The sequence below is a fragment of the Rhodococcus sp. BP-349 genome (assembly GCF_019835845.1).
Classification (GTDB): Bacteria; Actinomycetota; Actinomycetes; order Mycobacteriales; family Mycobacteriaceae; genus Rhodococcoides.
On sequence record NZ_JABUDR010000001.1, the window covers coordinates 1,099,163 to 1,123,982 of the forward strand.

The following is a 24,820-nucleotide window of genomic DNA, read 5'->3' on the forward strand; positions in this document are numbered from 1 at the left end:
AGGCCGGGGTGTGGCGGGGAGGCCGGAGGCCGGCCGGAATGCAGGCGGTCAGGCGGTCGGGCGTGCGGTGGGGCCCATCCGCGGCACGCTGGCGGGCAGTACGGCGTCGACGAGGGCCGCCGCTCGCGGATCCACGTCGGCATCGGACCGCGCGATGAACGTCGTGGTGCTGGTGCACACGTCCTCGCCGTGCGACGTCAGATGGTTCTGGACCACCAGGATGTCGTTGCCCGCGAACTGGCGGATCGACAGCACCTGGAGGGTGGACACCAACTGATCTCCCTGCATCACCGGGCGATGCAGAACGAAGCCTTGATCGGTCTGCATGACCGCCGTGATCTCGTACTCCACGAGGATGTGGGCGAAGAGGTAGTCGATCGCGATCGACCCGACGACGCTCACGAAGGTCGCGGGTGCGACGAGTCCCCCGTAACCCAGCTCGGCCGCCGCGGCCTCCTTGTGATGGGCGGGGTGCTGGTTCTGGATGGCACGCGAGAGTTCCCGGATCTTCTCGCGACCGACCTCGTAGTAGTCGGGAATGACGTACTCGTGTCCGACCAGCCGGGAACTGCGTTCGAACCGGTGATCGGGCTCGTGGGGAACGAGCGGGCGAGTCTCGTGGGCACCCGTCACGGAATCGTCGGTCACCGAATTGCTGGTCACGTGGAGCCTTCCCCTGGGACGCGGCCACGATCGTCGGCACACGCGTATGTGAACAAATCCTACTTCGCGCGTGAATAACCACAAATGCGGCGGTCGAACCCGGTCGGTCGAGCGCGGTCGAGCGCGGTCGAAACGGTCAGGTGTCGGACCGGCCGCGCCGGCTGTCGAGGTAGGCCCTCGCCCGGAGCGACCGCAGCCATTCCGGGCCGGGCCGCACACTGTCGGGAGTGCGCCGGATCGGGTCGAACGACAGGTCGCCACCGGACTCGTCGACCGAGTTCAGCGTCAGTTCCGCCAGTGGGAGGTACGACCCGGTGCCCTCGGCCTGCTCGAACTCGAAGACCAGCGGCCGCGCACGCACGGCGTCGACGATGGAGTCCAGGGTGGGTAGTGGGGGCGCGGCGACGGCCCGCGCGCGGACCCACCACTGACGACCCTCGAACTGCAGCGGCATCAGTGTCGAGAAGGAGGCCGTCTCGAACGCCAGTACCGGAAGCGGAACGCACCGCGTCACCACGTCCCGGCCGGCGCTCGCCAGGAGCATGTCCCACGCGCCGTCAGCCCGGTCGGTCGGTGGAAGACGCAGCGCGAGACCGGCGACATCGGGAACCCGGCGGGGCAACCCGAGCGCGGTCGACAAACGCACCATCACCTCGCACGAGCCCACGGGCAGTCCGATGTCGCCCTCGGCGGTACGGCGCAGTGTGCCCGTCAGAATCTTCCCGTGCGGGTGGAAGAGCTTGGCGTGGCGCAGCGCCGACCCCAGTCCGAACGGCAGGGCCAGCGCGCGCACGGGCATCGACGTCTCGTTCACGTTCGGTGTCTGCCCGGTGCGCGCCATGAGAAAACCTCACCCGATCAGGCGCCGTCGTGGGCCTTCTGCAGGTCGGCGACCACGATCTTCGACATCGACAGCATGGCCTGCACGACGCGCTGCGATGCCGCCGGATCCGGCGTGCTCATCAGCTGCATCAACTGGATCGGGACGATCTGCCAGGAGACCCCGAACCTGTCCTTGCACCAGGCGCATCGGCCCTCGCTTCCGCCGTCGGACGTGAGCGCGTTCCAGTAGCGATCGACCTCCTCCTGCCCGTCGCAGCTGACCGCCATGGAGATGGCCTCGGTGAACGGGAACTGTGGCCCGCCGTTCAAGGCGTTGAATCGCTGACCGAAGAGTTCGAAGTCGACCATCATCGCGCGGCCGGGGGCACCGGGTCCGCCGTCGCCGTAGCGGCTGACGTTCAGGATCGCCCCCGTGCCGAATGTCGAGAGATAGAACTCTGCCGCCTCCTCGGCCTGGTCGTCGAACCACAGCGTGGGTGTGATCTTCTGCATCGTCAGGTCCTTCGTGCTCGGATGGCGGATCGAACTCGACCCGTCAGCCGTGTCGACTCCGACCGCCGACGAAAGTCATCGCGCGATGCCCGCGGTCAGCAGTGTGGCCAGCTCCCGGTAGGCGGCGGCATCGTCGAGACCAGTGCGCCGGGCGAGCGCGCGGCTCTGGATCGACACCATCACCGACGCGGCCACGTCGGCGACGAACGCGGCGTGGACGTCCCGCACGTCACCGGCGCGGACTCCGTCGTCGATGATGCCGCGGACTCGTTCGGCGGCGATGGCGGTGTTGCGTTCGTAGACGAGCCTCGACGGTTCGAAGTCGGCGAGGTCGGTCATGAAGCGTTCCGACGCCGGCGCGAGTGCTTCACCGACCGCGCCCAGGTAGGCGGCGAGGCGTTCGCGTGTTCCTGTCGCTGCGTCGGATGCTGCATCCACCCGGATCGCTGCCGAGGTGAAGAAGTGCACCGCCGCGGATCGGACGAGGTCGTCCTTGCTCGCGGCGAGGGTGTACAGCGTGCTCTTCGAGCAGCGCAGGCGGGCGGCGATGTCGTCGAGTGTGAGGTGCGCGAAGCCTTCGGCCAGGAACAGTGCGACCACGGAATCGAAGAGTTGTGCGCGCCGCGCCGTCGCGTGAGCACCGGTCATGGTGAGCGACAGTACTGCAGAACGTCATGCAGTACTGTTCGCGGTACTGAGGGAGCCGCCGCAGTACTGGTGCCGCCCCGCCCGATCCGCGACCGAGACGAGGACCCATGACTGTCGAACGACTGCTGCCGAACGACGACGCACGTGACCTGCTCCAGTTGACCCGCGACATCGCGGACAAGGTCCTCGATCCGATCGTCGACGAACACGAGAAGGCCGAGACCTATCCCGAGGGCGTCTTCGCCACGCTGGGCGAGGCGGGGCTGCTCAGCCTGCCGTATCCGGAGGAGTGGGGCGGCGGCGGTCAGTCCTACGAGGTCTATCTGCAGGTGCTCGAGGAGCTGGCGTCGCGCTGGGCCGCAGTGGCCGTCGCGGTCAGCGTGCACGGGCTCTCGTGCCACCCGTTGATGTCCTTCGGGTCCGAGGACCAGAAGTCGCAGTGGCTGCCGGACATGCTCGGTGGGCGCACGATCGGCGCCTACAGCCTGTCGGAGCCACAGGCCGGCAGCGACGCGGCCGCCCTGTCCTGCAAGGCCGTGGCCGGTCCGGACGGGTACACCGTCACCGGGTCGAAGGCCTGGATCACGCACGGCGGCAAGGCGGACTTCTACACGCTCTTCGCGCGCACCGGTGAGGGATCGCGGGGCATCTCCTGCTTCCTGGTGCCCGCCGACCTCGAGGGGCTCTCCTTCGGAGCTCCGGAGGAGAAGATGGGGCTGCACGCGATCCCCACGACGGCCGCCCACTACGACGGCGCGGTGTTGTCGGCCGATCGCCGCATCGGCGAGGAGGGGCAGGGGCTCGGCATCGCCTTCAGTGCCCTCGACGCGGGTCGGCTGGGCATCGCCGCCGTCGCCGTCGGGATCGCCCAGGCCGCGCTCGACGACGCCGTGGCCTATGCGCAGGAGCGGACGACGTTCGGCCGCAAGATCATCGATCATCAAGGGCTCGGGTTCGTGCTGGCGGACATGGCAGCGGCGGTCGACTCGGCCCGCGCGACGTACATCGACGCGGCACGCCGCAAGGACGCCGGACTGCCGTTCTCGCGTCAGGCCTCCGTGGCCAAGCTCGTGGCGACCGACGCCGCCATGAAGGTGACCACCGACGGCGTGCAGGTGTTCGGAGGCTACGGGTACACCCGAGATTTCCGGGTCGAGCGGTACATGCGTGATGCCAAGATCACGCAGATCTTCGAGGGCACCAACCAGATCCAGCGTCTGGTGATCAGCCGGTCGCTGGCCTGACCCCCGTGCGCACTATGCGCATCCAGCGGTACGCACAGGGCGCACGGGGCGATAGCCTCCCGCTATGAGCTCGTTCACCGGAATCCCGGAGGCCGCCCTCGATTTCTACGAGGATCTCGAGGTCGACAACAGCAAGACCTGGTGGGCCGAGCACAAGCACGTCTACGACGAGTCGGTCCGCGCGCCCATGACCGCGCTCACGGAGGTGCTGGCCGAGGAGTTCGGGTCGGCCACGCTCTTCCGGCCGCACCGCGACGTCCGCTTCTCCAAGGACAAGGTGCCGTACAAGACGCACCAGGGTGCCTACGTGCAGGTGGCCCCGTCCACGGGGTGGTACGTGCAGGTCGATGCTTCCGGCCTCATGGTCGCCGGCGGGTTCTACGCGTCCACGTCCGACTCCATCGCCCAGTTCCGTGCCGTCGTCGACGACGAGGTCCGTGGGTCGGAGCTCGCACGGATCGTCGCCGATCTCGAGAGCCGCGGATACGACCGCGGCGGTGATCGACTCAAGACCTCGCCGCGCGGTTACGACGCGGATCATCCGCGCATCGATCTGTTGCGCCACAAGTCCCTGACCGCGGGGCGGTCGTTCGGCTGCCCGCCCTGGCTCGACACACCGGAGTGCGCCGATCACATCCGTGCCGCCTGGCGGGATCTCACGCCCCTTCTCGAATGGTGCCGTCAGGTACTCGCCTGACGCGCCAGCACGGCCAACTGGAGCTCCATCAGCACTCGCGCAGCAGGATCGGACAGATCCGTCCCGGTGATCTCCTCCGCCCGTCTGACCCGATAACGCAGCGTGTTCGGGTGCACGTGCAGATCCGCCGCGGCCCGGCGCACGTCCGACGGGTGGCGCAGATACATCGCGACGCTCTCGCACAGCGACGAGGACGTGCGCGCGTCGTACGCGACGAGAGCCGCCATGCGCGGATCGTGCAGCGACGGATGCGCGACGAGCAGATCGACGATCTCACCGAGCAGCACGGACGTCCGCGAATCGGCGAGTGTGGTCACCCTGTCGTCGGCTCCCACCGTTCCGTCCAGGACGCGATCGACCTCGAGCCGGGCGGCGGCGACCTCCGACAGCGCGGACACCGGCGACGCCACCGCGGCCCGCAACCTGATAGCTGTGCGTGCCTCGACGCCGTCGAGCAACCGGCGAGTCCACGACGGCACCGAGGACTCCGCGCGGGTCCGTGGAACGAGAACGTAGATGCGGTCGCCGAGCGTGGTGACCAGCGACAGGCGGTGAAACGAACTGGCGTGCAGACGGATCGCACCGGACAAATCGGCCATCGTGGCCGACGAGGGGGCATCTGGCGCAGTGCTGTCGAGCGCGGCCAGACCGATCACCGCCGCCGGGCCGTCCGTCGGAATGGACAGGGCCGCAGCGAGTGAGGGCACATCGACCCCGCCGCCCCGAGCGCCGAGCAGTCGCTGGATCTGCACCGCCTCGTTCGTGGGTGCCTCCAGGATGCGTGTGATCAACCGCGCCGCCACGGCGGCCGCGCCCTGCAGCACGCTGGCAGCGTCGTCGGTGAGCGGTCGACGGCCCTCCTGGATCCACAGCGTGCCCACCAGTCGGGGTGTACCCGAAATATGCTGTGTGGCAGTCGTTCGGATACCGGCGACCAGCCGCCGCCGGATACCCAGATCGGGGTGTGCCGGCACCTCGACGACCTCGTCGGAACGGCGGACCGCGTCGTAGACACCCCACTGCTCGAGTCGCCGGAGATATTCCGAGGGGCCTTCCCGGCCGAGGATGGACAGGGTCCGCAGCTCGTCCGCCTGATCGTCCGACGCCGAGTACGCCAACACGTGTGATCGCTGATCCTCGATGCTCACCATCCCGCGCGTGAGCATCGCGACGGTGTGCGCCAGCCCGAAGAGATCGGTGTCTGCGCCCACCAGTCCCGCCAGTTCGGACGGTTCCGCAGACGACGGCGGAGGTGTGGTGATCGACGGCGAGGAATGGTCGAGCACGCCGCGCACCATCGACAGGAGGCGATCCCAGCGGGTCTGCGGGTGCACCGCCACGAGAGCGACGCCGGCCGTGCGGGCCGAGTGCTGCATCAGCGTCGACGAGGCGGCGATCTTCGACATCACCGCGGTGGGTCGAAGGTCGCTGCTCCGCGTCGCCATGTCGTCGAACCACGCCACGGCGTCCGCTTCCCGCACACCCGCCAGGAGATAGAGGTCCGCCGCGGCGGCGGTCGTGTAGAGCTCGGCGGCCAGATCGTCGGCGTCGACGAGCGTCACCGACCCGATCGGCACGTCCGACCCTGCCGGTGCCACGAGCACCTCGACGAAGGCGGAGTGCAGCGCACGCACGATCGAGTCGAGAGTCGACGAGGTGCTGGTCATGCCGTGCACTCTAGGTGTCCTTCGTCCGATCGGACAGCGGTCGGTGGGTTTCTTTGGCCTCTGGGCCGAATATCGGGCATGCCGCGTCCGCTTGGCTGAACCCACCGACCCGGCACGAAGACCCGACACCGAGGACCGACATGGACGCCGTCACCGCAGTACCCACACCCCTGAACGAGCCGGTACACACGTACGCACCCGGCAGCGCCGAGCGAGCGCGGCTCACGCACCATCTGGACCGACTCGCCGCGTCGCCGACCGAGATCACCCAGGTCATCGGCGGAGACCACCGAGAGGCGACGGGTCCGCGCGAGAACGTCGTGCAACCGCACAGGCACGCGTCCGTCATCGGATCGTTCGCGAACGCCACCCACCAGGACGTGCGCGACGCCATCGACGCGGCGACCGCCGCCGCACCTGCGTGGCGATCGCTGCCCTTCGACGAGCGCGCCGCAGTCTTCCTCCGCGCCGCCGATCTCCTCGCCGGGCCGTGGCGCGAGACCATCGCGGCCGCCACCATGCTGGGGCAGTCGAAGAGCGCGTATCAGGCCGAGATCGACGCACCCTGCGAGCTGATCGACTTCTGGCGCTTCAACGTCTCGTTCGCCCGGCAGATCATGGCCGAGCAACCGGTCTCCGCGCCCGGCGTCTGGAACCGCGTCGAGTACCGCCCCCTCGAGGGCTTCGTCTACGCCATCACCCCGTTCAACTTCACCGCCATCGCGGGCAACCTCCCCACGGCGCCGGCGCTCATGGGCAACACCGTGCTGTGGAAGCCGTCGCCCACCCAGGCCGTCGCCGCGTACCTGACGATGCAGCTTCTCGAGGCCGCCGGACTGCCCCCCGGCGTCATCAACCTCGTGCTCGGTGACGGACCCCTCGTCTCCGAGGTCGCACTCGCCGATCGTCGTCTCGCCGGCATCCACTTCACCGGCTCCACACCGACGTTCCAGCGGCTGTGGCGCGAGGTGGGCGAGAACATCGCCGGCTACGACACCTACCCGCGACTGGTCGGTGAGACCGGTGGCAAGGACTTCGTCGTCGCCCACAGTTCCGCCGACCCGGACGTGCTCACCACGGCGCTGATCCGCGGTGCCTTCGACTTCCAGGGTCAGAAGTGCTCCGCGGCGTCGAGGGCCTTCGTGCCGTCGTCCGTGTGGAAGAGGATGGGGGACACGCTCGTCGACACCGCGTCGTCGCTGCGTTACGGCGACGTCACCGATCTGTCGAACTTCGGTGGGGCGGTCATCGACCGGAAGGCCTTCGACCGCAACGCGGCTGCACTCGAGCGCGCGAAGTCCACCCCGGGTATCACCATCGCCGCCGGCGGCACCTGCGACGATTCCGTCGGCTACTTCGTGGACCCGACGATCCTGCTCGGTGACGACGCGGGCGACGAGGCGTTCCACACCGAGTACTTCGGTCCGATCCTCGCCGTGCACGTCTACGACGACTCGAAGCCCGGAGCGTTCGAGAACACGCTCGCCCTGGTCGACAGCGGGTCGAAGTACGCCCTGACCGGATCGATCATCGCCGACGATCGCGCCGCCGTCACGCAGGCCACCGAGGCCCTGCGTTTCGCCGCCGGCAACTTCTACGTCAACGACAAGCCGACCGGCGCCGTCGTCGGACAGCAGCCGTTCGGCGGTGCTCGCGCGTCGGGCACCAACGACAAGGCCGGATCACCGCAGAACCTGCTCCGGTGGGCCTCCGCGCGCACCATCAAGGAGACCTTCGTGCCGGCCGTGGACCACACCTACCCGCACCAGGGAGTCTGACCATGGCCACCAACCCGCTCCGCCCCGTCCTGCTCGCCGCCGGGCGATCGCGCCGCCTCGAACGCGTCGTCGCTCGATCCGTCCTGACCAGGTCGCTCGTCGAACGCTTCATCGCCGGGAGCACCGAACCGGAGGTGGTCGGTGCCGTCGCCGACCTGCTCGGGTCCGGCCGCTTCGTCAGCGTCGATCACCTGGGTGAGGACACCACCGACGCGGCGCAGGCCACGGCTACCGTCGACGCGTATCTGTCATTGCTGCGGGCATACTCACGTCTCCACACCCCACAGCCGGCTGCTTCCCCGTCCAATTCCGGCCGGCCTCCGGCCTTCCCGCCCACCTCCGGCCGGCCTCCGGCCTTCCCGCCCACCTCCGGCCGGCCTCCGGCCTTCCCGCTGGAGATCTCGCTGAAGCTCTCGGCGCTCGGACAGTCGCTCCCCGACGACGGCCACGCCGTGGCCCTCGCCAACGCCCACAAGGTGTGCGCCGCCGCGGACGCTGCGGGAGTGTGGGTCACCGTCGATGCCGAGGACCACACCACCACCGACTCGACTCTCGCGATCGTGCGGGAGCTCCGCAAGGACTTCCCGACTCTCGGCACCGTCCTGCAGGCGTACCTGCACCGCACCGAACAGGACTGCCGCGAGCTCTCGGGGCCCGGATCGCGAATCCGGTTGTGCAAGGGCGCGTATCGCGAACCGGCGAGTGTGGCCTTCCAGAAGAGGGCCGAGGTGGACGCCTCGTACGAACGGTGCCTGCGGGTGCTCATGGAGGGGGAGGGTTACCCCATGGTGGCATCGCACGATCCCCGCATGATCGAGGCGGCGCGACGAGACGCTGCCGAGCTGGGACGTGGACCGGGCGACATGGAGTACCAGATGCTCTACGGCATCCGCGACAACGAGCAGACACGCCTGGTGTCGGAGGGGTACCGCGTCCGCGTGTACGTGCCCTTCGGTACCCAGTGGTACGGGTACTTCATGCGGCGGTTGGCGGAGCGTCCGGCGAATCTGACGTTCTTCCTCCGGTCACTGCTGACCCGTTCCTGACCCCTCGCCGCGCGCACGATTCGCGCGCCCGTCGAAACTCCCGTCCCGGCACCCCTCACCGAGGGCGGGAGTGAAGACGGTGTCACCGCAGGTGCGGCAGTGGTGCGTGCGATGGTGACCGATGCCGCACGAGCACGACCGCGCTCCCACGAGAACCGAACGCGCCTGCAGCACATGACCGTTGCTGCAGGTGGCCGGTGCCTCCTCGTGCCAGACACCGTTCATCAGGTGCAGTCGGCGCCGACGGTTCATCACGGACGTCTCCTCGGGAATCACACGTCACGAGGGAAGTTCTGACGTCGGGTGGTGCAGTAGTTCCCACCCTACACGTGTATCGAACACATGTTCGACTCGGGTGGATCCGATCCGGGATCAGACGAGCGCGACGCGGGCCACCGCGCCGGAGGTGGGAAACGGTGATCCGCCCGCGGGTTCCACGGTCACCGAGAGTGCGGTGGCGCCGTCGACGGGCACGGATGCCGGCTGGGAGAGATCGTCGGCATCCATCGTCCCGACGGAGACGGGCGAGCCCTCGATGAGCCAGACCTGGTAGACCGATCCGGCGGGAGGCGCCGCGACACCCGTCATGCGGAGCACGGCGCGCTCGTCTCCCGGGGTGAACTGAACGCTCATGGTGCCGCCGCCCGCCACGGGGGATTCGAGTGGTGCCGCGACGGTCGCGGTGGGAGCCGACGGAGTCGCATTCTGCTGCACGGCCACCGCGCCGCCCACACCGACGACCACCGCGGCTGCGGCCGCCATCGCGGCGATGCGCCACCCGCGTCGGCGGCTCGGACGAAGGGGGAGAACGGTCGCGCCGTCAGGGTCGACCTGCGCCGTGTCCTCCACGGCCCCCAGGATGCGGACCCGGAGGTCGGCGGGGGCGGGAGTGCGCGTCGCGTCCGAGGTCACGGCCATCGTCTCGCGGACGTCGCGCACGATCGCGTCGAACCTGCGCCTGGTGTGGGCATCCGTGTCGTCGAGGCGAGTCATCGTCTCGTACTGCTCCGAGGCTGCCATGGCGTCGAGGGCACACAGGTACGCGAGCTCGAGAAGGTCCCGATCCGGCAGCTGCACGGGTCGATCGGGCGAACCGTGATCGCTCATCTCGGGCTGCCTCCATGCGTGTGGTCGGTGGTCAGGTAAGAGTGGGCGAAAAGTACCCCCGTCACATCCACGGCCGTGCTCTCCTGGCTGATACACCGGGTATTCGGTGCGCTCGCCGCACCGGATGGGCGGAGGGCGTCAGCTCGGTCCACCCTCGTCGACCAGTCGCGGCCGTAGATGCTCGAAGATCAGTGTGGTCTCGGTCGCGGCCACCGACGGATGAGCGCTGAGGTTCTGGACGACGAAGTCCCTCAGGTGCGCCGAGTCCGTCATCGCGACGTGGATCAGGTAGTCGTCGGCACCGGCGATGAAGTAGACGTCGAGCACCTCGGGGAACGTCGTGAAGGATTCCGCGAACTCGCCCAGGTGCCGTCGAGCACCCGCCAGCAGCCGCACCGCGATCATGGCCTGCAGGCCCTGTCCCAGTGCCGCCGGATCGATGTCGGCATGGAAGCCGCGGACGACCCCGCGCTCGACCAGTGATCGGACGCGTCCCAGACATGTCGACGGGGCGATTCCGGCGCGGGCGGCCAGGGTGTTGTTGGGAATGCGGGCGTCGTTCGCCAGTTCACGCAGGATGACGCGATCGATCCGGTCCAGGGATGCCGCCCGAAGATTGTTCGGTCGCACCGGGGCGGACAGACCCGTATTCGACGATTCGATGTCCATGAGGCCAGTCTACGAAATTATCGTCACTTCGATTGCGTGCTGGTCGAACGAAGTTCACGATTATCGGACATGACGAGTCATCCGGTAAGGGCGAAGGGCGCACCATGAGAATCGGCATACCTCGGGAACTGAAGAACCACGAGTACCGGGTGGCGGCGAGCCCGGCGGGGGTGCACGACATGGTCGCGCACGGTCATCACGTCGTCGTCGAGACCGAGGCGGGCGCGGGATCGTCGTTCTCGGACAACGACTTCAAGGCTGCCGGCGCGGAGATCTCGAACTCGGCCGACGAGGTGTGGGCGCGGGCCGAGTTGCTGCTCAAGGTGAAGGAGCCGATCGAGGCCGAATACCACCGGCTGCGGTCGGGCCAGGTCCTGTTCACCTATCTCCATCTCGCCGCGTCGGCCGCGTGCACCGATGCTCTCGTCGCGTCCGGCACCACGGCGATCGCCTACGAGACGGTGACCGGCGCGGGCGGCAGCCTGCCGTTGCTCGCACCGATGAGCGAGGTCGCCGGCCGGCTCGCGACCCAGGCCGGGGCCTACCACCTGATGGCGCAGACGGGCGGCCGCGGCGTGCTGATGGGTGGTGTTCCCGGAGTGAGTCCGGCGAAGGTGGTGGTGATCGGTGGCGGAGTGTCGGGATCCAACGCCGTGGCGATGGCGCACGGGCTCGGTGCGGACGTGACGGTGTTCGACCTCGACATCGCCAAGCTGCGGACCATCGACGCGCAGTACCGCGGCCAGGTCAAGACCGTGGTGTCGAACAGGTGGGAGCTCGAGCAGGCCGTCGTGGGCGCCGACCTCGTCATCGGGGCGGTCCTCGTCCCGGGTGCCAAGGCCCCGACGGTGGTGTCCAACGCACTGGTCGCACGGATGAAGGCGGGGTCCGTGCTCGTCGACATCGCCATCGACCAGGCCGGGTGTTTCGAGGACTCGCGTCCCACCACACACGACGAGCCCACCTTTCCGGTGCACGATTCGATCTTCTACTGCGTGGCCAACATGCCGGGGTCGGTTCCCCGCACGTCGACGCAGGCGCTGACCAACGCGACGCTCCCGTTCGTTCTCGCTCTTGCCGACCAGGGCTGGGAGCAGGCGTGCGCCACCGTTCCCGGGCTCGCCGACGGTCTCAGCGTGCACGCCGGCAACCTGCTGTCGGACACCGTGAGAACGGCGCTGGGTCGCTAGAGTCGGCCGGTATGACTGTCATCGAGGTCGACACCGGAACCGATCGCATCGAGGCGACACTCGAGGTCCCCGCAGGGGAGGGGCCCTGGCCCGCCGTCGTGATCGTGCACGACGTGTTCGGCATGACCGACGACATCAGGTCCATCGCCCGGCGCTTCGCCGACCAGGGCTACGTCGCGTTGGTGCCGGATCTCTACGCCCGCGGTGGCCGCGCCAAGTGTGTGACAGGAGTGTTCCGGTCGCTTCTCGCGCGCTCGGGCCGGGCGGTGGACGATCTGTTGGCGTGCCGCGACACCCTCACCGTGCGCGCCGACACCACCGGCGCGGTGGGCATCGTCGGGTTCTGTATGGGCGGAGGCTTCGCTCTGGCGCTGGCGCCCAAGGGGTTCGAGGCGAGCGCGCCGTTCTACGGCATCCTGCCCCGTCACATCGAGTCGGCCCTCGAGGGCACGTGCCCGATGGTCGCGAGTTTCGGCAAGCGCGATCCGATGCTGCCGGGCGCGGGCCCGAAGCTCGAGAAGGTGTTGCAGGACAAGGGCGTTGCCCACGACGTCGTGACCTATCCCGGTGCCGGCCACAGTTTCGCGAACGACTTCGGATCGGGTCCGGGTGCACTGGTCATGCGCGTCACAGGATTCGGATATCAGCACGAGCAGGCCGAGGACGCCTTCGCCCGAGTCTTCACCTTCTTCGGCGAGCACGTCCGGTCGCGCTGACGGCGACGAGGTTCGGCGGCCGACGAGGTTCAGCGGCCGACGGCCGGACCCTGCAGCGCCCCGCGCACCTCGCCCGTCTTGGGCTCGACCGCGCCGCGACTCTTGACCCAGCGGCTGGGCAGCTTGCCCACCAGCTCGCCGAGCGGGTTCACCGCAGCGGCGAGGACGTCCACGGTGTCCTGCAGAATCTCCACGCTGACGCTCATGCGCTCGAGGTTGGGCGCCAGCGAACTGAGCGACTCGGCGACGGTCACGAGCTGATCCAGCGGACCGTTGCGTGCCGTCAGCCGCTGGATCGCGCCTTCCTCACCGAGCAGCGTCTCGACGAGCCCGCCCTTGGCGAGGGCGTTGTCGATGACCCCGTTCTCACGGGTCAGCGCCTCGATCACGCCGCCCTCCTTGGTCAGGAGTTCGACAGGGCCGTCCTTCGCGGTGAGGCGCTCGATGGGTCCGTCGACGGCCGTGAGTCGGTCGAGCAGACCGCCCTCGGCCAGGAGACGATCGAGCGGTCCGTCCTCCGCGAGGACACGGGTGAGGGGCCCGTCGTCCGCCAGGATGCGCTCGAGGGGGCCGCCGGGCTCGAGCAGCCGATCGAGGGTGCCGCCCTTGCTGGTCAACCTGTCGACGGCGCCACCGGGCTCGAGCAGTCGGTCCAGCGGGCCACCGGGCCGCAGCGCGTGACCCAGTGCGCGGTCGTCGGAGGTGAGCTCGGCCAACTGTCCGAGGAGCTGCAGCGGGCCGCTCCGGGGATTGGCCAGAGTGATGGCGTCGAGCGACCCGGAAGCGCCTGCGGCCAGCGCCATCCGGGTGGTCGCGACGGCCGACTCGGCCACCCCCACCGCCGACTCGGCGACGGCCAACCCGACGCGCACCGGCAGTGTGACCGCGGACACCCAGTTCATGGGGTCACTCTAACCCGCGGCGGGGAGGCCGGAGGCCGGTCGGGATGGGACGGTCGGGGAGGCCGGAGGCCGGTCGGGACGGCCGGAGGCGCGGTCAGTGTGCGAGCTTGAGTCCGATGACGCACCCGACGAGCCCCGCGATGAGCGCGATGCGGATCGGCGTCGCGGACTCGGTGCCGGACACCATCGCGTAGACGACGGTGAGGGAGGCGCCGATGCCGACCCACACCGCGTAGGCGGTTCCGGTCGGGATGGTCCGCATGGCGAAGGCGAGACCGCCCATGCTGACGACGAGCGCCGTACCGAAGACGATGGTGGCGACGGGCTTGGTGAAGCCCTCGGACTTGCCGAGTGCGGTGGCCCAGACGGCCTCGAACACGCCGGACAGCACCAGAATGATCCATGCCATGAGTAGTCGACTCCCCTGGCACCGTCTTGTCGCTGGCCGGGTACGGTGCGCTCGTCCGGGTCTGTGTCGCAGTCTGTCCTCCACGGTAGCAAAGCGGACACGACGCCGGGTCGGGGCTCACAGGAACCTCACAGCGACACCCCGGGCAGGAACCAGCAACCCCGGACATGATGGCACTCGTGAGCGAGAATTCCGTCATGACGACTCCCCGACCGCAGACCACCGCCGAGGCGAAGGTGCTGGTGGTCGACGACGAGCCGACCATCGTCGAACTGCTGTCGGTCAGTCTGAAGTTCCAGGGTTTCGAGGTCCGCACGGCGCTGGGTGGGCCCGCGGCTCTGGACGTCGCCCGGACCTTCCGGCCGGACGCGTTGATCCTGGACGTGATGATGCCCGACATGGACGGCTTCGGGCTGCTCCGCCGACTGCGTGCCGACGGCATCGACGCGCCCGCACTGTTCCTCACTGCGCGGGACTCTGTGGAGGACAAGGTGACCGGTCTGACCATGGGTGCGGACGACTACGTCACCAAGCCGTTCAGCCTCGAGGAGGTGGTGGCGCGCCTGCGCGTGATCCTGCGCCGGTCGGTGCGTGGGCCGGAGGCGCAGCCGTCACGCCTGACGTTCGCCGACATCGAGCTCGACGACGACACCCACGAGGTGTGGAAGGCGGGCGAACCCGTCTCGTTGTCCCCGACGGAGTTCACGCTCCTGCGTTACCTCATGGTCAATTCCGGGACCGTTCTGTCCAAGCCTCGGATCCTGGACCACGTGTGGCACTACGACTTCGGAGGTGAGGTCGGTGTCGTGGAGTCCTACGTGTCGTACCTGCGCAGGAAGGTCGACACGACGGAACCCCGGCTGATCCACACACTGCGAGGCGTCGGCTACGTCCTGCGGGAACCGCGACGGTGAAGCGGCACCTGCGCGCCGTTCCCCTGCGCGTCACGCTGGTGACGGTGCTGCTGTTGCTCGTCGCCCTCGGTCTCGTCGGTTCGGGTGTGGCCGTGACGTCCGCGCTGCAGAACACGCTGACCCAACGCGTCGACGAGCAGCTGATGGAAGGGGCGTCCGGCTGGGCGAGGCCGCGCAGTGACCGAATCGGACCGCCTCCCGAAGAAGCGAATCCACGGCGCCCGCCCGCGGCCTTCTACGTCCGCTCGGTGGCGGCGGACGGCACCGTCCGAACCTTGGTGAACGATTTCGGAGACGCGGAGCCCGATCTGACCGGCGCCCTGTCCATCACGCCGACCACCGTCGGATCGGTCGGGGATCCCGACGAGTCGTGGCGCACGGTGACCGTGTCCAACGAGGACGGCCAGACCACCGTCGCGATTCCGCTCGCAGGGAACGAGGCCATCGTGTCGAGGCTCGTGACTCTGCAACTCTCCATCGGTCTCGGAGTGCTGGTGGTGCTGGGCGTGGCGGCGTACTTCCTGGTGCGCCGGAGCCTGCGGCCGCTGCAGGAGGTGGAGTCGACCGCCGCGGCCATCGCGTCCGGGGATCTGCACAGACGCGTTCCCGAGTGGAACGAGCGCACAGAGGTGGGGCGACTGTCCGCCGCTCTCAACGGAATGCTCGCCCAGATCCAGCACGCCTTCGCTGCGACGGAGGCGTCCGAGAACGCCGCGCGCGAGTCCGAGAACGCGGCACGGGCGTCGGAAGATCGAATGCGTCGTTTCGTGGCCGACGCCTCCCACGAGCTCCGGACCCCGCTGACGACGATCCGCGGCTTTGCCGAGCTCTACCGGCAGGGGGCCATGACCGACACCGAGATGCTGATGACCCGCATCGGGGGAGAGTCGGCGCGGATGGGTCTGCTCGTCGAGGACCTGCTGATGTTGGCGCGGTTGGATGCCCAGCGCCCGATCGAGCGGAGCACGGTGGACCTCCTCGCGATCGCAGCGGACGCGGTGCACGATGCGGCGGCCACGGCTCCGGAACGGGCCGTGACTCTGCGAGTGCTCGAGGGCAGCGGAGTCCCGGAGGTGCTCGGCGACGACGCGCGTCTGCGCCAGGTGCTCGGCAATCTCGTGAGCAATGCGCTCCGACACACCCCGCCGACGGCGTCGGTCACCGTGGCGGTCGGAACCGCCGGTGAGACAGCCGTTCTGGAGGTTCGCGACACCGGGCCGGGGCTGAGCGAGGACGATGCCCAGCGCGTCTTCGAACGGTTCTATCGGGCGGATCGTTCGCGCACGAGGGAGAGCGGTGGGAGTGGACTGGGGCTGTCGATCGTGTCTGCCCTCGTCGCGGCCCACGGTGGGCGGGTCTCGGTGGACAGTGCGCCCGGCCGGGGTGCGACCTTCCGGGTGGAGCTGCCTCGGGCGGACCGGAGGTCGGGTGGATGGGAGTCAGCCGGAGACGAGGCCCTCGACCAGGACGACGGCGATGAGGAGCATCACCACGCCGATCAGGACGTCGAGCACACGCCACGCGACGGGTCTGGCGAAGATCGGCGTCATGAATCGCGCGCCGAATCCGAGGGCCGTGAACCAGACGATGCTGCCCAGCGTCGCGCCCAGGGCGAACCACCAGCGCGCTGATCCGCTCTCGCGGTTGGCGACGGAGCCGAGGAAGACGACGGTGTCGAGATAGACGTGCGGGTTGAGCCACGTCAGTGCCAGGCAGGTGAGGACCGCGGACCGCAGAGACACACTCGCTCCGTTCCCGCCGACGGTCAGACTCGTCGGGCGCAGTGCCCGTCGGAAGGCCATGAGTCCGTACACGGTGAGGAAGACGGCGCCGGCGACGGTGACGACGGTGACCGCCGTCGGGTAGGCCTCGACGACCACGCCGATGCCGGAGACTCCCGCGAGGATGAGGACCGCGTCGGACAGAGCGCACACCAGGACGACGGCGAGCACGTGCTGTCGCGCGATGCCCTGACGGAGAACGAAAGCGTTCTGTGCGCCGATCGCGACGATGAGGGAGAGGCCGACACCGAAGCCGACGAACAGGGAGGACATGACCGGAACGCTAGGGCGATTCGAGTGATGTAGTCCAGCTCATGTTTTTCAGTAGTGATGAGCGTAGCTTCACATCATGCAGTCCGACCAGCTCGAAGCCCTGCGTGCCGTCGTGGACGACGGCACATTCGAGGCGGCCGCACGGTCGCTGCACATCACACCGTCGGCGGTGAGTCAGCGCATCAAGGCGCTGGAACTGCGGGTCGGTGCCGTTCTCGTCTCGCGCACGAAGCCCGTGATCCCGACCGAGTCCGGCGTCGTGCTGCTCCGACTCGCCCGGCAGATCCAGACTCTGACCGACGGCGCCGTGCGGGAGTTGCGCACCGCGGACGACGTCGCTCGGGTGTCGCTGGCCGTCAACTCGGATTCCCTGGCCACGTGGGTGTTGCCGGCCCTCGCGCCGTTGGCGGGCTCCGTGATCCTCGACATCCATCGGGAGGATCAGGACCACACCGCCGAACTGCTCCGCGGTGGAACGGTGACGGCGGCGATCACGTCCGTGGACACCCCTGTCCGAGGCTGCACCTCGACCCGGCTCGGCTCGATGCGGTACCGCCCGTGTGCGTCACCGTCGTTCGTGACTCGATTCCTGGGCGACGGCGTCACTCCGGACGCTCTGACCCGAGCCCACGTCGTGGTGTTCGACGAGAAGGACGCGCTGCAGGATCGCTACCTGACGCGACACGGCGTGGCAGCGTCGGCGCCGCCGCGGCACCTGGTGCCGTCGTCCACCGAGTACGCGCGTGCCGTGCATCTGGGATTCGGCTGGGGCATGCTGCCGGACCAGCAGCGCGGCGGCCTCGACGTCGTCGAACTCGACGACACCGTGATCGACGTGGCGCTCCACTGGCAGCAGTGGACGCTGTCGTCGCCGGCGCTCGACACCGTGGCCGCGGCGATCGTCGGTGCCGCGCGGGCGGTGCTCGGATGACCGATCAGCGACGGGGGACGTGCTGCCCGTGGCCGAGCGCCGTGAGCGCGGCGGTGATCTTCTCCTGCGCCTCGTCGAGCGACTCGGGCGACGGGGAGGTGTCGGCGCCGGAGATGTCGAAGTCCGCCATGTCGAAGGCCGGGAACACGTGCAGATGCAGGTGCGGCACCTCGAGACCGGCGATCAGCAGACCCGCCCGAGGGGCGTCGAACGCCGACCGGACGGCCTTGCCGACGGTCTGAGCGACCGACGTGAGCGATCCGAAGGTCGTCGGATCGACGTCCTGCCACTGATCGATCTCGGCGCGCGGGACGATCAGGGTGTGGCCCTGCGTGACCGGGGCGATGGTGAGGAACCCGACGACGTCGTCGTCCTCCCACACGAAGCGGCCCGGGATGTCGCCGGCGATGATTGCGCTGAACACGGATGCCATGAACCGACTCTATTCGTCGGCTCCGCATCGGCTCCCGGGTACTTCCCGGGTTCGCCCCGGGTCGGTCCCGGGGCGGCGAACGAGTGTTCGGTGCATGACAACCAACTCAGTGGTGGAGCGGGAAGGCCGGAGGCCGGGCGGTGACGGGCGGGAAGGCCGGAGGCCGGCCGGTGACGGGCGGGAAGGCCGGAGGGCGGGGCCGGGTGCGGCGCGGACGGTGACCGTCGAGGTCGTGGTGCCCGTGTACAACGAGGAGGCCGCGCTCGAAGCCTGTGTCCGCAGGCTGCACGCCTTCCTGCGGGCCGACGTTCCCTGGTCGACGGTGATCACCGTCGCCGACAACGCGAGCACGGACGCGACACGGTCGATCGCCGAGCGCCTCGCCCGGGAGCTCGACGGTGTCTCGGTGCGACATCTGGACGACAAGGGTCGCGGTCGCGCGCTCAAGGCGGCGTGGACGGAGTCGGAGGCCGACATCGTCGCGTACATGGACGTCGACCTGTCGACGGATCTCGGTGCACTCGTGCCCCTCCTGGCTCCGCTGGCATCCGGCCATTCCGATCTCGCGATCGGGTCCCGGCTCGCCTCGTCCTCGCGGGTGGTGCGAGGGGCGAAGCGAGAGTTCATCTCCCGCACCTACAACGTCCTCCTCCGCACAGGTCTGCGGACCAGATTCTCCGACGCTCAGTGCGGGTTCAAGGCCGCGCGCACCGAGGTCGTCCGGGAACTGCTTCCGCTGATCGAGGACACCGGGTGGTTCTTCGACACCGAACTGCTCGTCCTCGCGGAGCGTGTCGGTCTCCGCATTCACGAGGTGCCCGTCGACTGGGTCGACGATCCCGACTCGAGCGTGGACATCGTCGACACCGCACTGGCCGATCTCAAGGGCTGCTGGCGCGTCGGGCGCGCACTCGCGACCGGCGCCCTTCCGATCGCGGACCTGCGTCGCAGCCTCGGTCGCGGACCTCTGTCGTCGACCGCCTCCACCACCACCGCGGTCCCCGAGTTGCGGGGAGTGCCCGTCGGCATGATCGGTCAACTGGTGCGGTTCGCGCTCGTGGGTGTCGCCAGCACCGTCGCCTACGCGGTGCTGTACCTGATCCTGCACACGGTCCTCGGGGCGCAGGGTGCCAACTTCGTCGCCCTGCTGACCACCGCGGTGCTGAACACCGCCGCCAACAGAGCGTTCACCTTCGGGGTACGAGGATCCGACGGCGCTGCGACACATCACCTTCAGGGCCTCGCGGTGTTCGCCTTCGGGTGGTTCGTCACCGCGGGCTCACTGTTCGCTCTGCACGAGTGGGCTCCGGGTGCGTCCAAGCACGTCGAGCTCCTCGTTCTCGTTCTCGCCAACCTGGTCGCCACCGTGACGCGCTTCGTGGCGTTGCGATGGGTCTTCCGGCCCACGTCCTCCGACCGCTCTCATCAGATGGAGTCCACCTCGTGACCACCCTTCTCGCCGCCCCGGAAGATCACGTGCACGACGGGGCTCCGCGCCCGGTCCGTACTCGCTGGGAACCATGGGCCGCTGCGGCCCTGATCCTGGGAACTGCTCTCGCCTACCTCGTGAACCTGAGCAGCAACGGGTGGGCCAACTCCTTCTACTCCGCTGCGGTGCAAGCAGGTTCGCAGTCATGGGAAGCGTTCTTCTTCGGTTCCTCCGATGCAGCGAACTCCATCACCGTCGACAAACCTCCGATGTCGTTGTGGCTCATGGAACTGTCCGTGCGGGTGTTCGGGCTCGACTCGTGGGCGATCCTCGTGCCGCAGGTCCTCCTGGGTGTCGCCTCCGTGACGCTGCTGTGGCGCACGGTACGGCGACAGTGGGGACCCGCCGCCGGACTCCTCGCCGGCCTGGCTCTCGCGGTGACTCCGGTCGCGGCACTGATGTTCCGTTTCAACAACCCCGACGCGCTGCTGGTGCTGCTCATGATCGCAGCGGTGTGGGCGATGATGCGGGCCGTCGAGACCGGTCGTACCCGGTGGCTCGTGGTCGTCGGCACGATGGTCGGACTCGGCTTCCTGACCAAGCAGCTCCAGGTCATGCTGGTGGTCCCTCCGCTCGCCCTGACCTACCTGCTGGCCGGGCCCGTGTCTCTGCGGCGGCGCATCCTGCAGTTGTTAGCCGCACTCGGGGCGATGATCCTGTCGGCCGGCTGGTGGATCGCCGCCGTGGAGCTCTGGCCGGCGTCGTCGCGGCCGTGGATCGGCGGCTCGCAGAACAACTCGATTCTCGAACTGACGCTGGGATACAACGGTCTCGGTCGGCTCAACGGTGAGGAGACCGGATCGGTCACTCCCGGCGGCGGTGGCGGTGGCGGCGGTGGGATGTGGGGTGAGACGGGCACCCTGCGCATGTTCGACGCGTCCCAGGGTGGACAGATCGCCTGGCTCGTCCCTGCTGCGCTGATCCTGGGAATCGCGGCGATCGTGCTGCGCGGCAGAGTGGCTCGCACGGACCAGCGGCGAGCTGCGCTGATCGTCTGGGGACTGTGGCTGCTCGTCACCGGGCTGACATTCAGCTTCATGGCCGGCATCTTCCACTCGTACTACACCGTCGCGCTGGCACCGGCGGTGGCGGCGCTGGTGGGCATGGGCAGCGTGGCGCTCTGGCGGGCTCGCGAGCGCCTCGTCGCACGCATCGTTCTCGCCTCGGCGGTGGCCGCGACCGTGGTGATGGCCTGGATCCTGTTGTCCCGCAGCGCCTCGTTCGTTCCGTGGCTGAAGGTCGTCGTCGTGCTGGTCGGTGTGCTCGCGGTCGTGGGCCTGCTCGTTCCACGGCTGACCCGCGGCAGGCTGGCCGCGGTCACGGTCCTCGCGGCGATGATCGCGGGTATCGCAGGGCCGACCGCCTACGCCGCGAACACCATCGCGACACCGCACCAGGGCTCCATCGTCACGGCCGGCCCGAACACCGGTGGCGGCGTCGGACGCGGCGGCATGGACGGCGGGCGCGGCATGCGTGACGGCGGGACGGGCCAGATGGCTCCCGGCGGCCAGGCGCCGACCGGTCAGGCGCCGACGGGTGCGCCCGGGCAGCTCCCGGGTGGCACGGCGCAGATGCCGGGCGGCGCGGACGGTGGCGGCGCAATGGGCGGGTTGCTCGACGGCAGCACTCCGAGCGCCGAGATGGTGGGCCTGCTCGAGGAGAACTCGGACTCGTTCACCTGGGTCGCAGCGGCGATCGGGTCCAACGCCGCGTCGGGCTACCAGTTGGCGACCGAGGATCCGGTCATGCCGATCGGTGGCTTCAACGGCAGCGATCCCTCCCCGACGTTGGCCGAGTTCCAGCAGTACGTCGCCGACGGTGAGATCCACTGGTTCATCGCGGGCGGCGGTATGGGAGGCGGTACGTCCGGTACCTCGGCGGAGATCAGCGAGTGGGTCACGGCGACCTTCGCCGCGCAGACCGTGGACGGCGTGACGCTGTACGACCTCACCGCCTGACAGTGATCCGGTGCAGTGAACCGTGTCGACCACGGTCCACTGCACCGGATCTCACATCAGCGAAGTTCCCCGGCGATGTCGGCGGACGCGAGCATCAGCACCAGCGCGGGCACGACGGTGCGTGCGGCGAGCCGGTAGTCGCCCCGGCCCTGCTGCTCGACGATCCGTGCCGACGTGAGGGTCTTGAGATGGTGGTAGAGCTGACCGACGGACGACAGTCCCACCGCCGCCTGCAGATCGGCGGCGACCGCGGGACCGCGCAACAGTTCACGGACCACGGCGAGTCTCACGGGGTGGCCGAGCGCCGCCAGCACCTCGACCGCCCGGTCGGGGGGAAGATCGAGCACGGCGTCGGGCACGTACTCGATGGACCAGGTGACGTCGCCGGCCAGATGGACGTCACCCGAGTAGGACACGAGGCCCCCGGTGGACGCCGCCGTCTGTCGGGGGTCCCCCTCGAGCGCCGCGACCCGAGCCTCCAGGGCTGCGACGCGTGCCTCCAGCTCGCTCACGAGATGCAGGCTAGCCGCCCCACTGTCGCCGGATCCGCCGCGGCCTCGAGGAGCAGCGTCTGATGCTGGGTCAGGTTCGTCGTCGCGGACTCGTACTCGGACGCAGTCAGATCGTGGTTCAGCCACACCACCACGGCGGGGGCGCCGTCCGCGCGGCGGAACTCGAAGCCGTGCGTGAGGACTCCGGGCAGATTCCCGCCCTTGAACCCCATGGCCACGAACCCGGCGTCCGCAGGCGGGTCCTGCCATTCGAGGTGGCGCCTGACGGTGTCGACCCCCGAGCCGTAGGACCCGTCGGCGACGGCGGTGTGGAATCGTGCGAGCTCGGCGGCCGTCCCGGTCGGGCCGAACCGATCGAAGTACGTGAGAAGTTCCGTCTCGTCTCGCGGTCGCGCAGTCGTTCCGTAGGTCGCGCGGAAGTCGGCATCGAAGGCGAACCGCTGTGCGAGCGACCACAGATCGTCCGTGTCGACGGTCGCGTCGAGGGCGCCGAGCGTGACGCCGACGAGGGTGGGCGGTGTGAAGTCGCTCCACCCGCCCGCTGCGGCCGCGTCCCGCAACGCGTCGTCGCCGAGCCGGTACCGGAGGTAGTCGGGCACTCCGTTGTCGCTCTCGCGCACCATCGCGGAGACCATGTCGTCGAGCCGCACCGTCGCCGCCGGATCCGTCGGCGACGTTCCGTCGTTCGGGATGCCGAGGCGGTTCAGGGCCGCGATGTGGGCGCCGCCGTCGGTGCCGGGCGCGAACCATCGCTGCCAGTCGGCGACGGGGACGCGTTCGTCCGGATTCAGCGTGCCGTCGGCCACCGCGCGGGCGTAGGCGCCGAGGTGTACGACCTTCACGGCGGAGGCGAGGGGGTGCGGCGTGTTCGCGTCGTGCTCGGAGGTGTGTCCGAGCCCGTCGTCCACCGCGAAGGACACCGATTCGGGATGCTCGGCGGCGAAACCGATCCAGCCGTCGGGTGTGGTCATGTCCGCAACGGGGGCCGGTGCGCACGTCGTGGTGGACGTCGGCTCGGCCGTACTCGGCGGTGCGGACGAGCACCCGGCCAACAGGATCGATGCCGCGATCACGGCGGTGAGAGTGCGCATCATCGGATCTCCTCGAGTCGCATAGTTCGGTGATTCCGTAATTCCGGAATTACCATAGCGCGAACGGGCGCGCTGGTCCAGGGGCCGTGGCCAGTACGCTGCTCTCGTGCGAGTACTCGTCATCGGTTCCGGAGCCCGTGAACATGCCCTGCTGATCGCCCTGGCGGCGGACCCCGAGGTGAGCGCGGTGATGTGCGCCCCCGGCAACGCCGGCATCGAGACCGTCGCCCAGACGTACCCCGTCGACGTCGCCTCCGGGGAGGCCGTCGTGTCGCTCGCTCGCGAGCGCGGCGCCGATCTGGTCGTCATCGGCCCCGAGGTACCGCTGGTGCTCGGCGTCGCCGACGCGGTGCGCGAGGCCGGGATCGCCTGCTTCGGTCCGTCCGCCGCCGCCGCCCGCATCGAGGGTTCCAAGGCGTTCGCGAAGGACGTCATGGCGTCGGCCGGGGTCCGCACCGCGACCAGCGAGGTGGTGGACACGCCGGCACTGCTCGATGCCGCCCTCAACCGCTTCGGGCCGACGTGGGTGGTGAAGGACGACGGACTGGCCGCGGGCAAGGGAGTCGTCGTCACGCAGGACCGCCTCACCGCGCGCGCTCACGCCGCCGAGCTCCTCGAACTCGGCCATCCCGTGTTGCTCGAATCGTTCCTGTCCGGCCCGGAGGTGTCGCTGTTCTGTCTCGTCGACGGCGAGACCGTGGTGCCGCTGCTGCCCGCTCAGGACCACAAGCGCGTCGGTGACGGTGACACCGGGCCCAACACCGGCGGGATGGGTGCCTACACACCGTTGCCGTGGTTGCCCGACTCGACGGTCCAGCGCATCGTCGACGAGGTGGTCGCACCCGTGGCCGCGGAGATGGTGGCACGGGGCTGCCCGTTCACCGGCCTGCTCTACGCGGGACTCGCGGTGGACGGTGAAGGCCCCGCCGTCATCGAATTCAACTGTCGCTTCGGCGATCCCGAGACCCAGGCCGTGCTGGCACTGCTCGATTCACCGCTCGGTGCGGCGCTGTACGCGGCGTCCACCGGGACATTGGCCGACCTCCCGCCGCTGCAGTGGAAGAAGGGCACCGCAGTCACCGTCGTGCTCGCCGCCGAGAACTACCCCGGCCGACCGCGGACGGGCGACGCCATCACCGGCGCCGACGTTCCCGGTGTGCTGCACGCGGGAACGGCACACGGCAAGAACGGAGGCCTCGTGTCGGCCGGAGGTCGAGTACTCAGCGTCGTCGGTACCGGGGCCGATCTCGCCGCCGCCCGCACCGAGGCGTACGACATCATGGCGCGAGTGTCGTTGACCGGCGGCCACTTCCGCACCGACATCGGACTCTCGGCCGTCGAGGGCCGAATCTCGATCCCCTCCTGAC

General features: G+C 69.2%; 24 protein-coding genes, 1 pseudogene and 1 riboswitch. Of the genes and pseudogenes, 12 read left to right on the forward strand and 13 right to left on the reverse strand.

Annotation, left to right across the window (positions count from 1 at the left end):
- Positions 1-48: 48 nt before the first annotated feature.
- The 4 genes from HQ325_RS05240 to HQ325_RS05255 all read right to left on the reverse strand — a co-directional run bounded on the left by HQ325_RS05240 (position 49) and on the right by HQ325_RS05255 (position 2,646).
- A complete protein-coding gene (locus HQ325_RS05240) occupies positions 49-663 on the reverse strand; it encodes a MaoC family dehydratase N-terminal domain-containing protein (RefSeq protein ID WP_222627026.1) in 615 nt (204 codons plus the stop codon).
- Positions 664-799: 136 nt separating this feature from the next.
- Entirely contained in the window at positions 800-1,504 is a 705-nt protein-coding gene (locus HQ325_RS05245) for a phosphodiesterase (RefSeq protein WP_222627029.1), read from the reverse strand.
- A 17-nt stretch (positions 1,505-1,521) separates the two neighbouring features.
- Entirely contained in the window at positions 1,522-1,998 is a 477-nt protein-coding gene (locus HQ325_RS05250) for a VOC family protein (protein WP_222627032.1), read from the reverse strand.
- A gap of 75 nt (positions 1,999-2,073) precedes the next feature.
- Positions 2,074-2,646 (reverse strand): TetR/AcrR family transcriptional regulator, encoded by a 573-nt coding sequence (locus HQ325_RS05255; RefSeq protein WP_222627034.1) that lies wholly within the window; start codon positions 2,644-2,646, stop codon positions 2,074-2,076.
- A gap of 107 nt (positions 2,647-2,753) precedes the next feature.
- On the opposite strand from HQ325_RS05255, the gene HQ325_RS05260 reads away from it, so the two are divergent.
- Both HQ325_RS05260 and HQ325_RS05265 read left to right on the forward strand, forming a co-directional pair.
- Complete coding sequence (locus HQ325_RS05260; RefSeq protein ID WP_222627036.1) at positions 2,754-3,890, forward strand: acyl-CoA dehydrogenase family protein; 1,137 nt, start codon at positions 2,754-2,756, stop codon at positions 3,888-3,890.
- Between the two features lie 64 nt (positions 3,891-3,954).
- Positions 3,955-4,587 carry a DUF2461 domain-containing protein gene (locus tag HQ325_RS05265; protein WP_222627038.1) on the forward strand — a complete coding sequence of 211 codons (633 nt, stop codon included), beginning with the start codon at positions 3,955-3,957 and terminating at the stop codon, positions 4,585-4,587.
- Here the strand turns inward: HQ325_RS05265 and HQ325_RS05270 are convergent.
- Entirely contained in the window at positions 4,572-6,254 is a 1,683-nt protein-coding gene (locus tag HQ325_RS05270; RefSeq protein ID WP_222627040.1) for a CdaR family transcriptional regulator, read from the reverse strand. The genes HQ325_RS05265 and HQ325_RS05270 overlap by 16 nt on opposite strands.
- Positions 6,255-6,394: 140 nt before the next feature.
- Here HQ325_RS05270 and pruA point away from each other — a divergent pair, with 140 nt between their 5' ends.
- Complete coding sequence (gene pruA / locus HQ325_RS05275) at positions 6,395-8,032, forward strand: L-glutamate gamma-semialdehyde dehydrogenase (RefSeq protein ID WP_222627042.1); 1,638 nt, start codon at positions 6,395-6,397, stop codon at positions 8,030-8,032.
- 2 nt (positions 8,033-8,034) lie between these two features.
- Positions 8,035-9,078: a proline dehydrogenase family protein gene (locus HQ325_RS05280; RefSeq protein ID WP_222627044.1), complete on the forward strand. Its 1,044-nt coding sequence runs from the start codon at positions 8,035-8,037 to the stop codon at positions 9,076-9,078.
- Positions 9,079-9,450: 372 nt separating this feature from the next.
- Here the strand turns inward: HQ325_RS05280 and HQ325_RS05285 are convergent, their stop codons facing one another.
- Both HQ325_RS05285 and HQ325_RS05290 read right to left on the reverse strand, forming a co-directional pair.
- Positions 9,451-10,185 (reverse strand): anti-sigma factor, encoded by a 735-nt coding sequence (locus tag HQ325_RS05285; protein WP_222627046.1) that lies wholly within the window; start codon positions 10,183-10,185, stop codon positions 9,451-9,453.
- A gap of 138 nt (positions 10,186-10,323) precedes the next feature.
- Positions 10,324-10,854 carry an Lrp/AsnC family transcriptional regulator gene (locus HQ325_RS05290; protein ID WP_027504334.1) on the reverse strand — a complete coding sequence of 177 codons (531 nt, stop codon included), beginning with the start codon at positions 10,852-10,854 and terminating at the stop codon, positions 10,324-10,326.
- Between the two features lie 104 nt (positions 10,855-10,958).
- On the opposite strand from HQ325_RS05290, the gene ald reads away from it, so the two are divergent.
- Entirely contained in the window at positions 10,959-12,044 is a 1,086-nt protein-coding gene (ald, locus tag HQ325_RS05295) for an alanine dehydrogenase (RefSeq protein ID WP_222627048.1), read from the forward strand.
- Between the two features lie 11 nt (positions 12,045-12,055).
- The gene (locus HQ325_RS05300; RefSeq protein ID WP_222627050.1) at positions 12,056-12,760 is read left to right on the forward strand and encodes a dienelactone hydrolase family protein; all 705 of its coding nucleotides are present in this window, start codon (positions 12,056-12,058) and stop codon (positions 12,758-12,760) included.
- A 29-nt stretch (positions 12,761-12,789) separates the two neighbouring features.
- On the opposite strand, the gene HQ325_RS05305 is transcribed toward HQ325_RS05300, so the two are convergent.
- Together HQ325_RS05305 and HQ325_RS05310 are read right to left on the reverse strand one after the other, a co-directional pair.
- Positions 12,790-13,662, reverse strand: a complete 873-nt coding sequence (locus HQ325_RS05305) for an ABC transporter (protein ID WP_222627052.1) — start codon at positions 13,660-13,662, stop codon at positions 12,790-12,792.
- A 94-nt stretch (positions 13,663-13,756) separates the two neighbouring features.
- Positions 13,757-14,071, reverse strand: a complete 315-nt coding sequence (locus HQ325_RS05310; RefSeq protein WP_027504331.1) for a multidrug efflux SMR transporter — start codon at positions 14,069-14,071, stop codon at positions 13,757-13,759.
- Positions 14,072-14,086: 15 nt separating this feature from the next.
- Positions 14,087-14,148: riboswitch (guanidine-III (ykkC-III) riboswitch) on the reverse strand.
- A gap of 120 nt (positions 14,149-14,268) precedes the next feature.
- Between HQ325_RS05310 and HQ325_RS05315 the strand changes: the two genes are divergently transcribed.
- Together HQ325_RS05315 and HQ325_RS05320 are read left to right on the forward strand one after the other, a co-directional pair.
- On the forward strand, positions 14,269-14,985 hold the full coding sequence (locus HQ325_RS05315) for a response regulator transcription factor (protein WP_027504330.1): 717 nt from the start codon (positions 14,269-14,271) through the stop codon (positions 14,983-14,985).
- The gene (locus HQ325_RS05320; protein ID WP_308014260.1) at positions 14,982-16,616 is read left to right on the forward strand and encodes a HAMP domain-containing sensor histidine kinase; all 1,635 of its coding nucleotides are present in this window, start codon (positions 14,982-14,984) and stop codon (positions 16,614-16,616) included. Before HQ325_RS05315 ends, HQ325_RS05320 begins: the two co-directional genes overlap by 4 nt.
- Here the strand turns inward: HQ325_RS05320 and HQ325_RS05325 are convergent.
- A pseudogene (locus HQ325_RS05325) lies at positions 16,506-17,039 on the reverse strand (LysE/ArgO family amino acid transporter); the annotation flags it as partial. The gene HQ325_RS05320 and the pseudogene HQ325_RS05325 sit on opposite strands and share 111 nt — an antisense overlap.
- 76 nt (positions 17,040-17,115) lie before the next feature.
- On the opposite strand from HQ325_RS05325, the gene HQ325_RS05330 reads away from it, so the two are divergent.
- Positions 17,116-17,970, forward strand: a complete 855-nt coding sequence (locus tag HQ325_RS05330; RefSeq protein WP_222627056.1) for a LysR family transcriptional regulator ArgP — start codon at positions 17,116-17,118, stop codon at positions 17,968-17,970.
- Positions 17,971-17,974: 4 nt separating this feature from the next.
- Here the strand turns inward: HQ325_RS05330 and HQ325_RS05335 are convergent, their stop codons facing one another.
- Positions 17,975-18,403, reverse strand: coding sequence for an HIT family protein (locus tag HQ325_RS05335; protein ID WP_027504327.1), 429 nt, complete (start codon positions 18,401-18,403; stop codon positions 17,975-17,977).
- A 94-nt stretch (positions 18,404-18,497) separates the two neighbouring features.
- On the opposite strand from HQ325_RS05335, the gene HQ325_RS05340 reads away from it, so the two are divergent.
- Entirely contained in the window at positions 18,498-19,850 is a 1,353-nt protein-coding gene (locus tag HQ325_RS05340) for a bifunctional glycosyltransferase family 2/GtrA family protein (protein WP_222627058.1), read from the forward strand.
- Entirely contained in the window at positions 19,847-21,850 is a 2,004-nt protein-coding gene (locus HQ325_RS05345) for a glycosyltransferase family 39 protein (protein WP_374107187.1), read from the forward strand. The genes HQ325_RS05340 and HQ325_RS05345 overlap by 4 nt, the downstream gene beginning before the upstream one ends.
- A 56-nt stretch (positions 21,851-21,906) precedes the next feature.
- Here HQ325_RS05345 and HQ325_RS05350 read toward each other — a convergent pair whose 3' ends face one another.
- Both HQ325_RS05350 and HQ325_RS05355 read right to left on the reverse strand, forming a co-directional pair.
- Positions 21,907-22,362 carry an ArsR/SmtB family transcription factor gene (locus HQ325_RS05350; protein ID WP_374107188.1) on the reverse strand — a complete coding sequence of 152 codons (456 nt, stop codon included), beginning with the start codon at positions 22,360-22,362 and terminating at the stop codon, positions 21,907-21,909.
- Complete coding sequence (locus HQ325_RS05355) at positions 22,359-23,456, reverse strand: serine hydrolase (protein ID WP_261777687.1); 1,098 nt, start codon at positions 23,454-23,456, stop codon at positions 22,359-22,361. The genes HQ325_RS05350 and HQ325_RS05355 overlap by 4 nt, the downstream gene beginning before the upstream one ends.
- A gap of 103 nt (positions 23,457-23,559) precedes the next feature.
- On the opposite strand from HQ325_RS05355, the gene purD reads away from it, so the two are divergent.
- The gene (purD, locus tag HQ325_RS05360) at positions 23,560-24,819 is read left to right on the forward strand and encodes a phosphoribosylamine--glycine ligase (protein WP_222627064.1); all 1,260 of its coding nucleotides are present in this window, start codon (positions 23,560-23,562) and stop codon (positions 24,817-24,819) included.
- The last annotated feature ends 1 nt before the right edge of the window (position 24,820 follow it).

Excerpts from the sequence above, each read along its gene's own strand:
- HQ325_RS05245 (WP_222627029.1), bottom strand. The coding sequence starts at position 1,504 with ATGGCGCGCACCGGGCAGACACCGAACGTGAACGAGACGTCGATGCCC.
- HQ325_RS05250 (WP_222627032.1), bottom strand. The coding sequence starts at position 1,998 with ATGCAGAAGATCACACCCACGCTGTGGTTCGACGACCAGGCCGAGGAG.
- HQ325_RS05255 (WP_222627034.1), bottom strand. The coding sequence starts at position 2,646 with ATGACCGGTGCTCACGCGACGGCGCGGCGCGCACAACTCTTCGATTCC.
- HQ325_RS05260 (WP_222627036.1), top strand. The coding sequence starts at position 2,754 with ATGACTGTCGAACGACTGCTGCCGAACGACGACGCACGTGACCTGCTC.
- HQ325_RS05265 (WP_222627038.1), top strand. The coding sequence starts at position 3,955 with ATGAGCTCGTTCACCGGAATCCCGGAGGCCGCCCTCGATTTCTACGAG.
- HQ325_RS05270 (WP_222627040.1), bottom strand. The coding sequence starts at position 6,254 with ATGACCAGCACCTCGTCGACTCTCGACTCGATCGTGCGTGCGCTGCAC.
- pruA (WP_222627042.1), top strand. The coding sequence starts at position 6,395 with ATGGACGCCGTCACCGCAGTACCCACACCCCTGAACGAGCCGGTACAC.
- HQ325_RS05280 (WP_222627044.1), top strand. The coding sequence starts at position 8,035 with ATGGCCACCAACCCGCTCCGCCCCGTCCTGCTCGCCGCCGGGCGATCG.
- HQ325_RS05285 (WP_222627046.1), bottom strand. The coding sequence starts at position 10,185 with ATGAGCGATCACGGTTCGCCCGATCGACCCGTGCAGCTGCCGGATCGG.
- HQ325_RS05290 (WP_027504334.1), bottom strand. The coding sequence starts at position 10,854 with ATGGACATCGAATCGTCGAATACGGGTCTGTCCGCCCCGGTGCGACCG.
- ald (WP_222627048.1), top strand. The coding sequence starts at position 10,959 with ATGAGAATCGGCATACCTCGGGAACTGAAGAACCACGAGTACCGGGTG.
- HQ325_RS05300 (WP_222627050.1), top strand. The coding sequence starts at position 12,056 with ATGACTGTCATCGAGGTCGACACCGGAACCGATCGCATCGAGGCGACA.
- HQ325_RS05305 (WP_222627052.1), bottom strand. The coding sequence starts at position 13,662 with ATGAACTGGGTGTCCGCGGTCACACTGCCGGTGCGCGTCGGGTTGGCC.
- HQ325_RS05310 (WP_027504331.1), bottom strand. The coding sequence starts at position 14,071 with ATGGCATGGATCATTCTGGTGCTGTCCGGCGTGTTCGAGGCCGTCTGG.
- HQ325_RS05315 (WP_027504330.1), top strand. The coding sequence starts at position 14,269 with ATGACGACTCCCCGACCGCAGACCACCGCCGAGGCGAAGGTGCTGGTG.
- HQ325_RS05330 (WP_222627056.1), top strand. The coding sequence starts at position 17,116 with ATGCAGTCCGACCAGCTCGAAGCCCTGCGTGCCGTCGTGGACGACGGC.
- HQ325_RS05335 (WP_027504327.1), bottom strand. The coding sequence starts at position 18,403 with ATGGCATCCGTGTTCAGCGCAATCATCGCCGGCGACATCCCGGGCCGC.
- HQ325_RS05340 (WP_222627058.1), top strand. The coding sequence starts at position 18,498 with ATGACAACCAACTCAGTGGTGGAGCGGGAAGGCCGGAGGCCGGGCGGT.
- HQ325_RS05355 (WP_261777687.1), bottom strand. The coding sequence starts at position 23,456 with ATGATGCGCACTCTCACCGCCGTGATCGCGGCATCGATCCTGTTGGCC.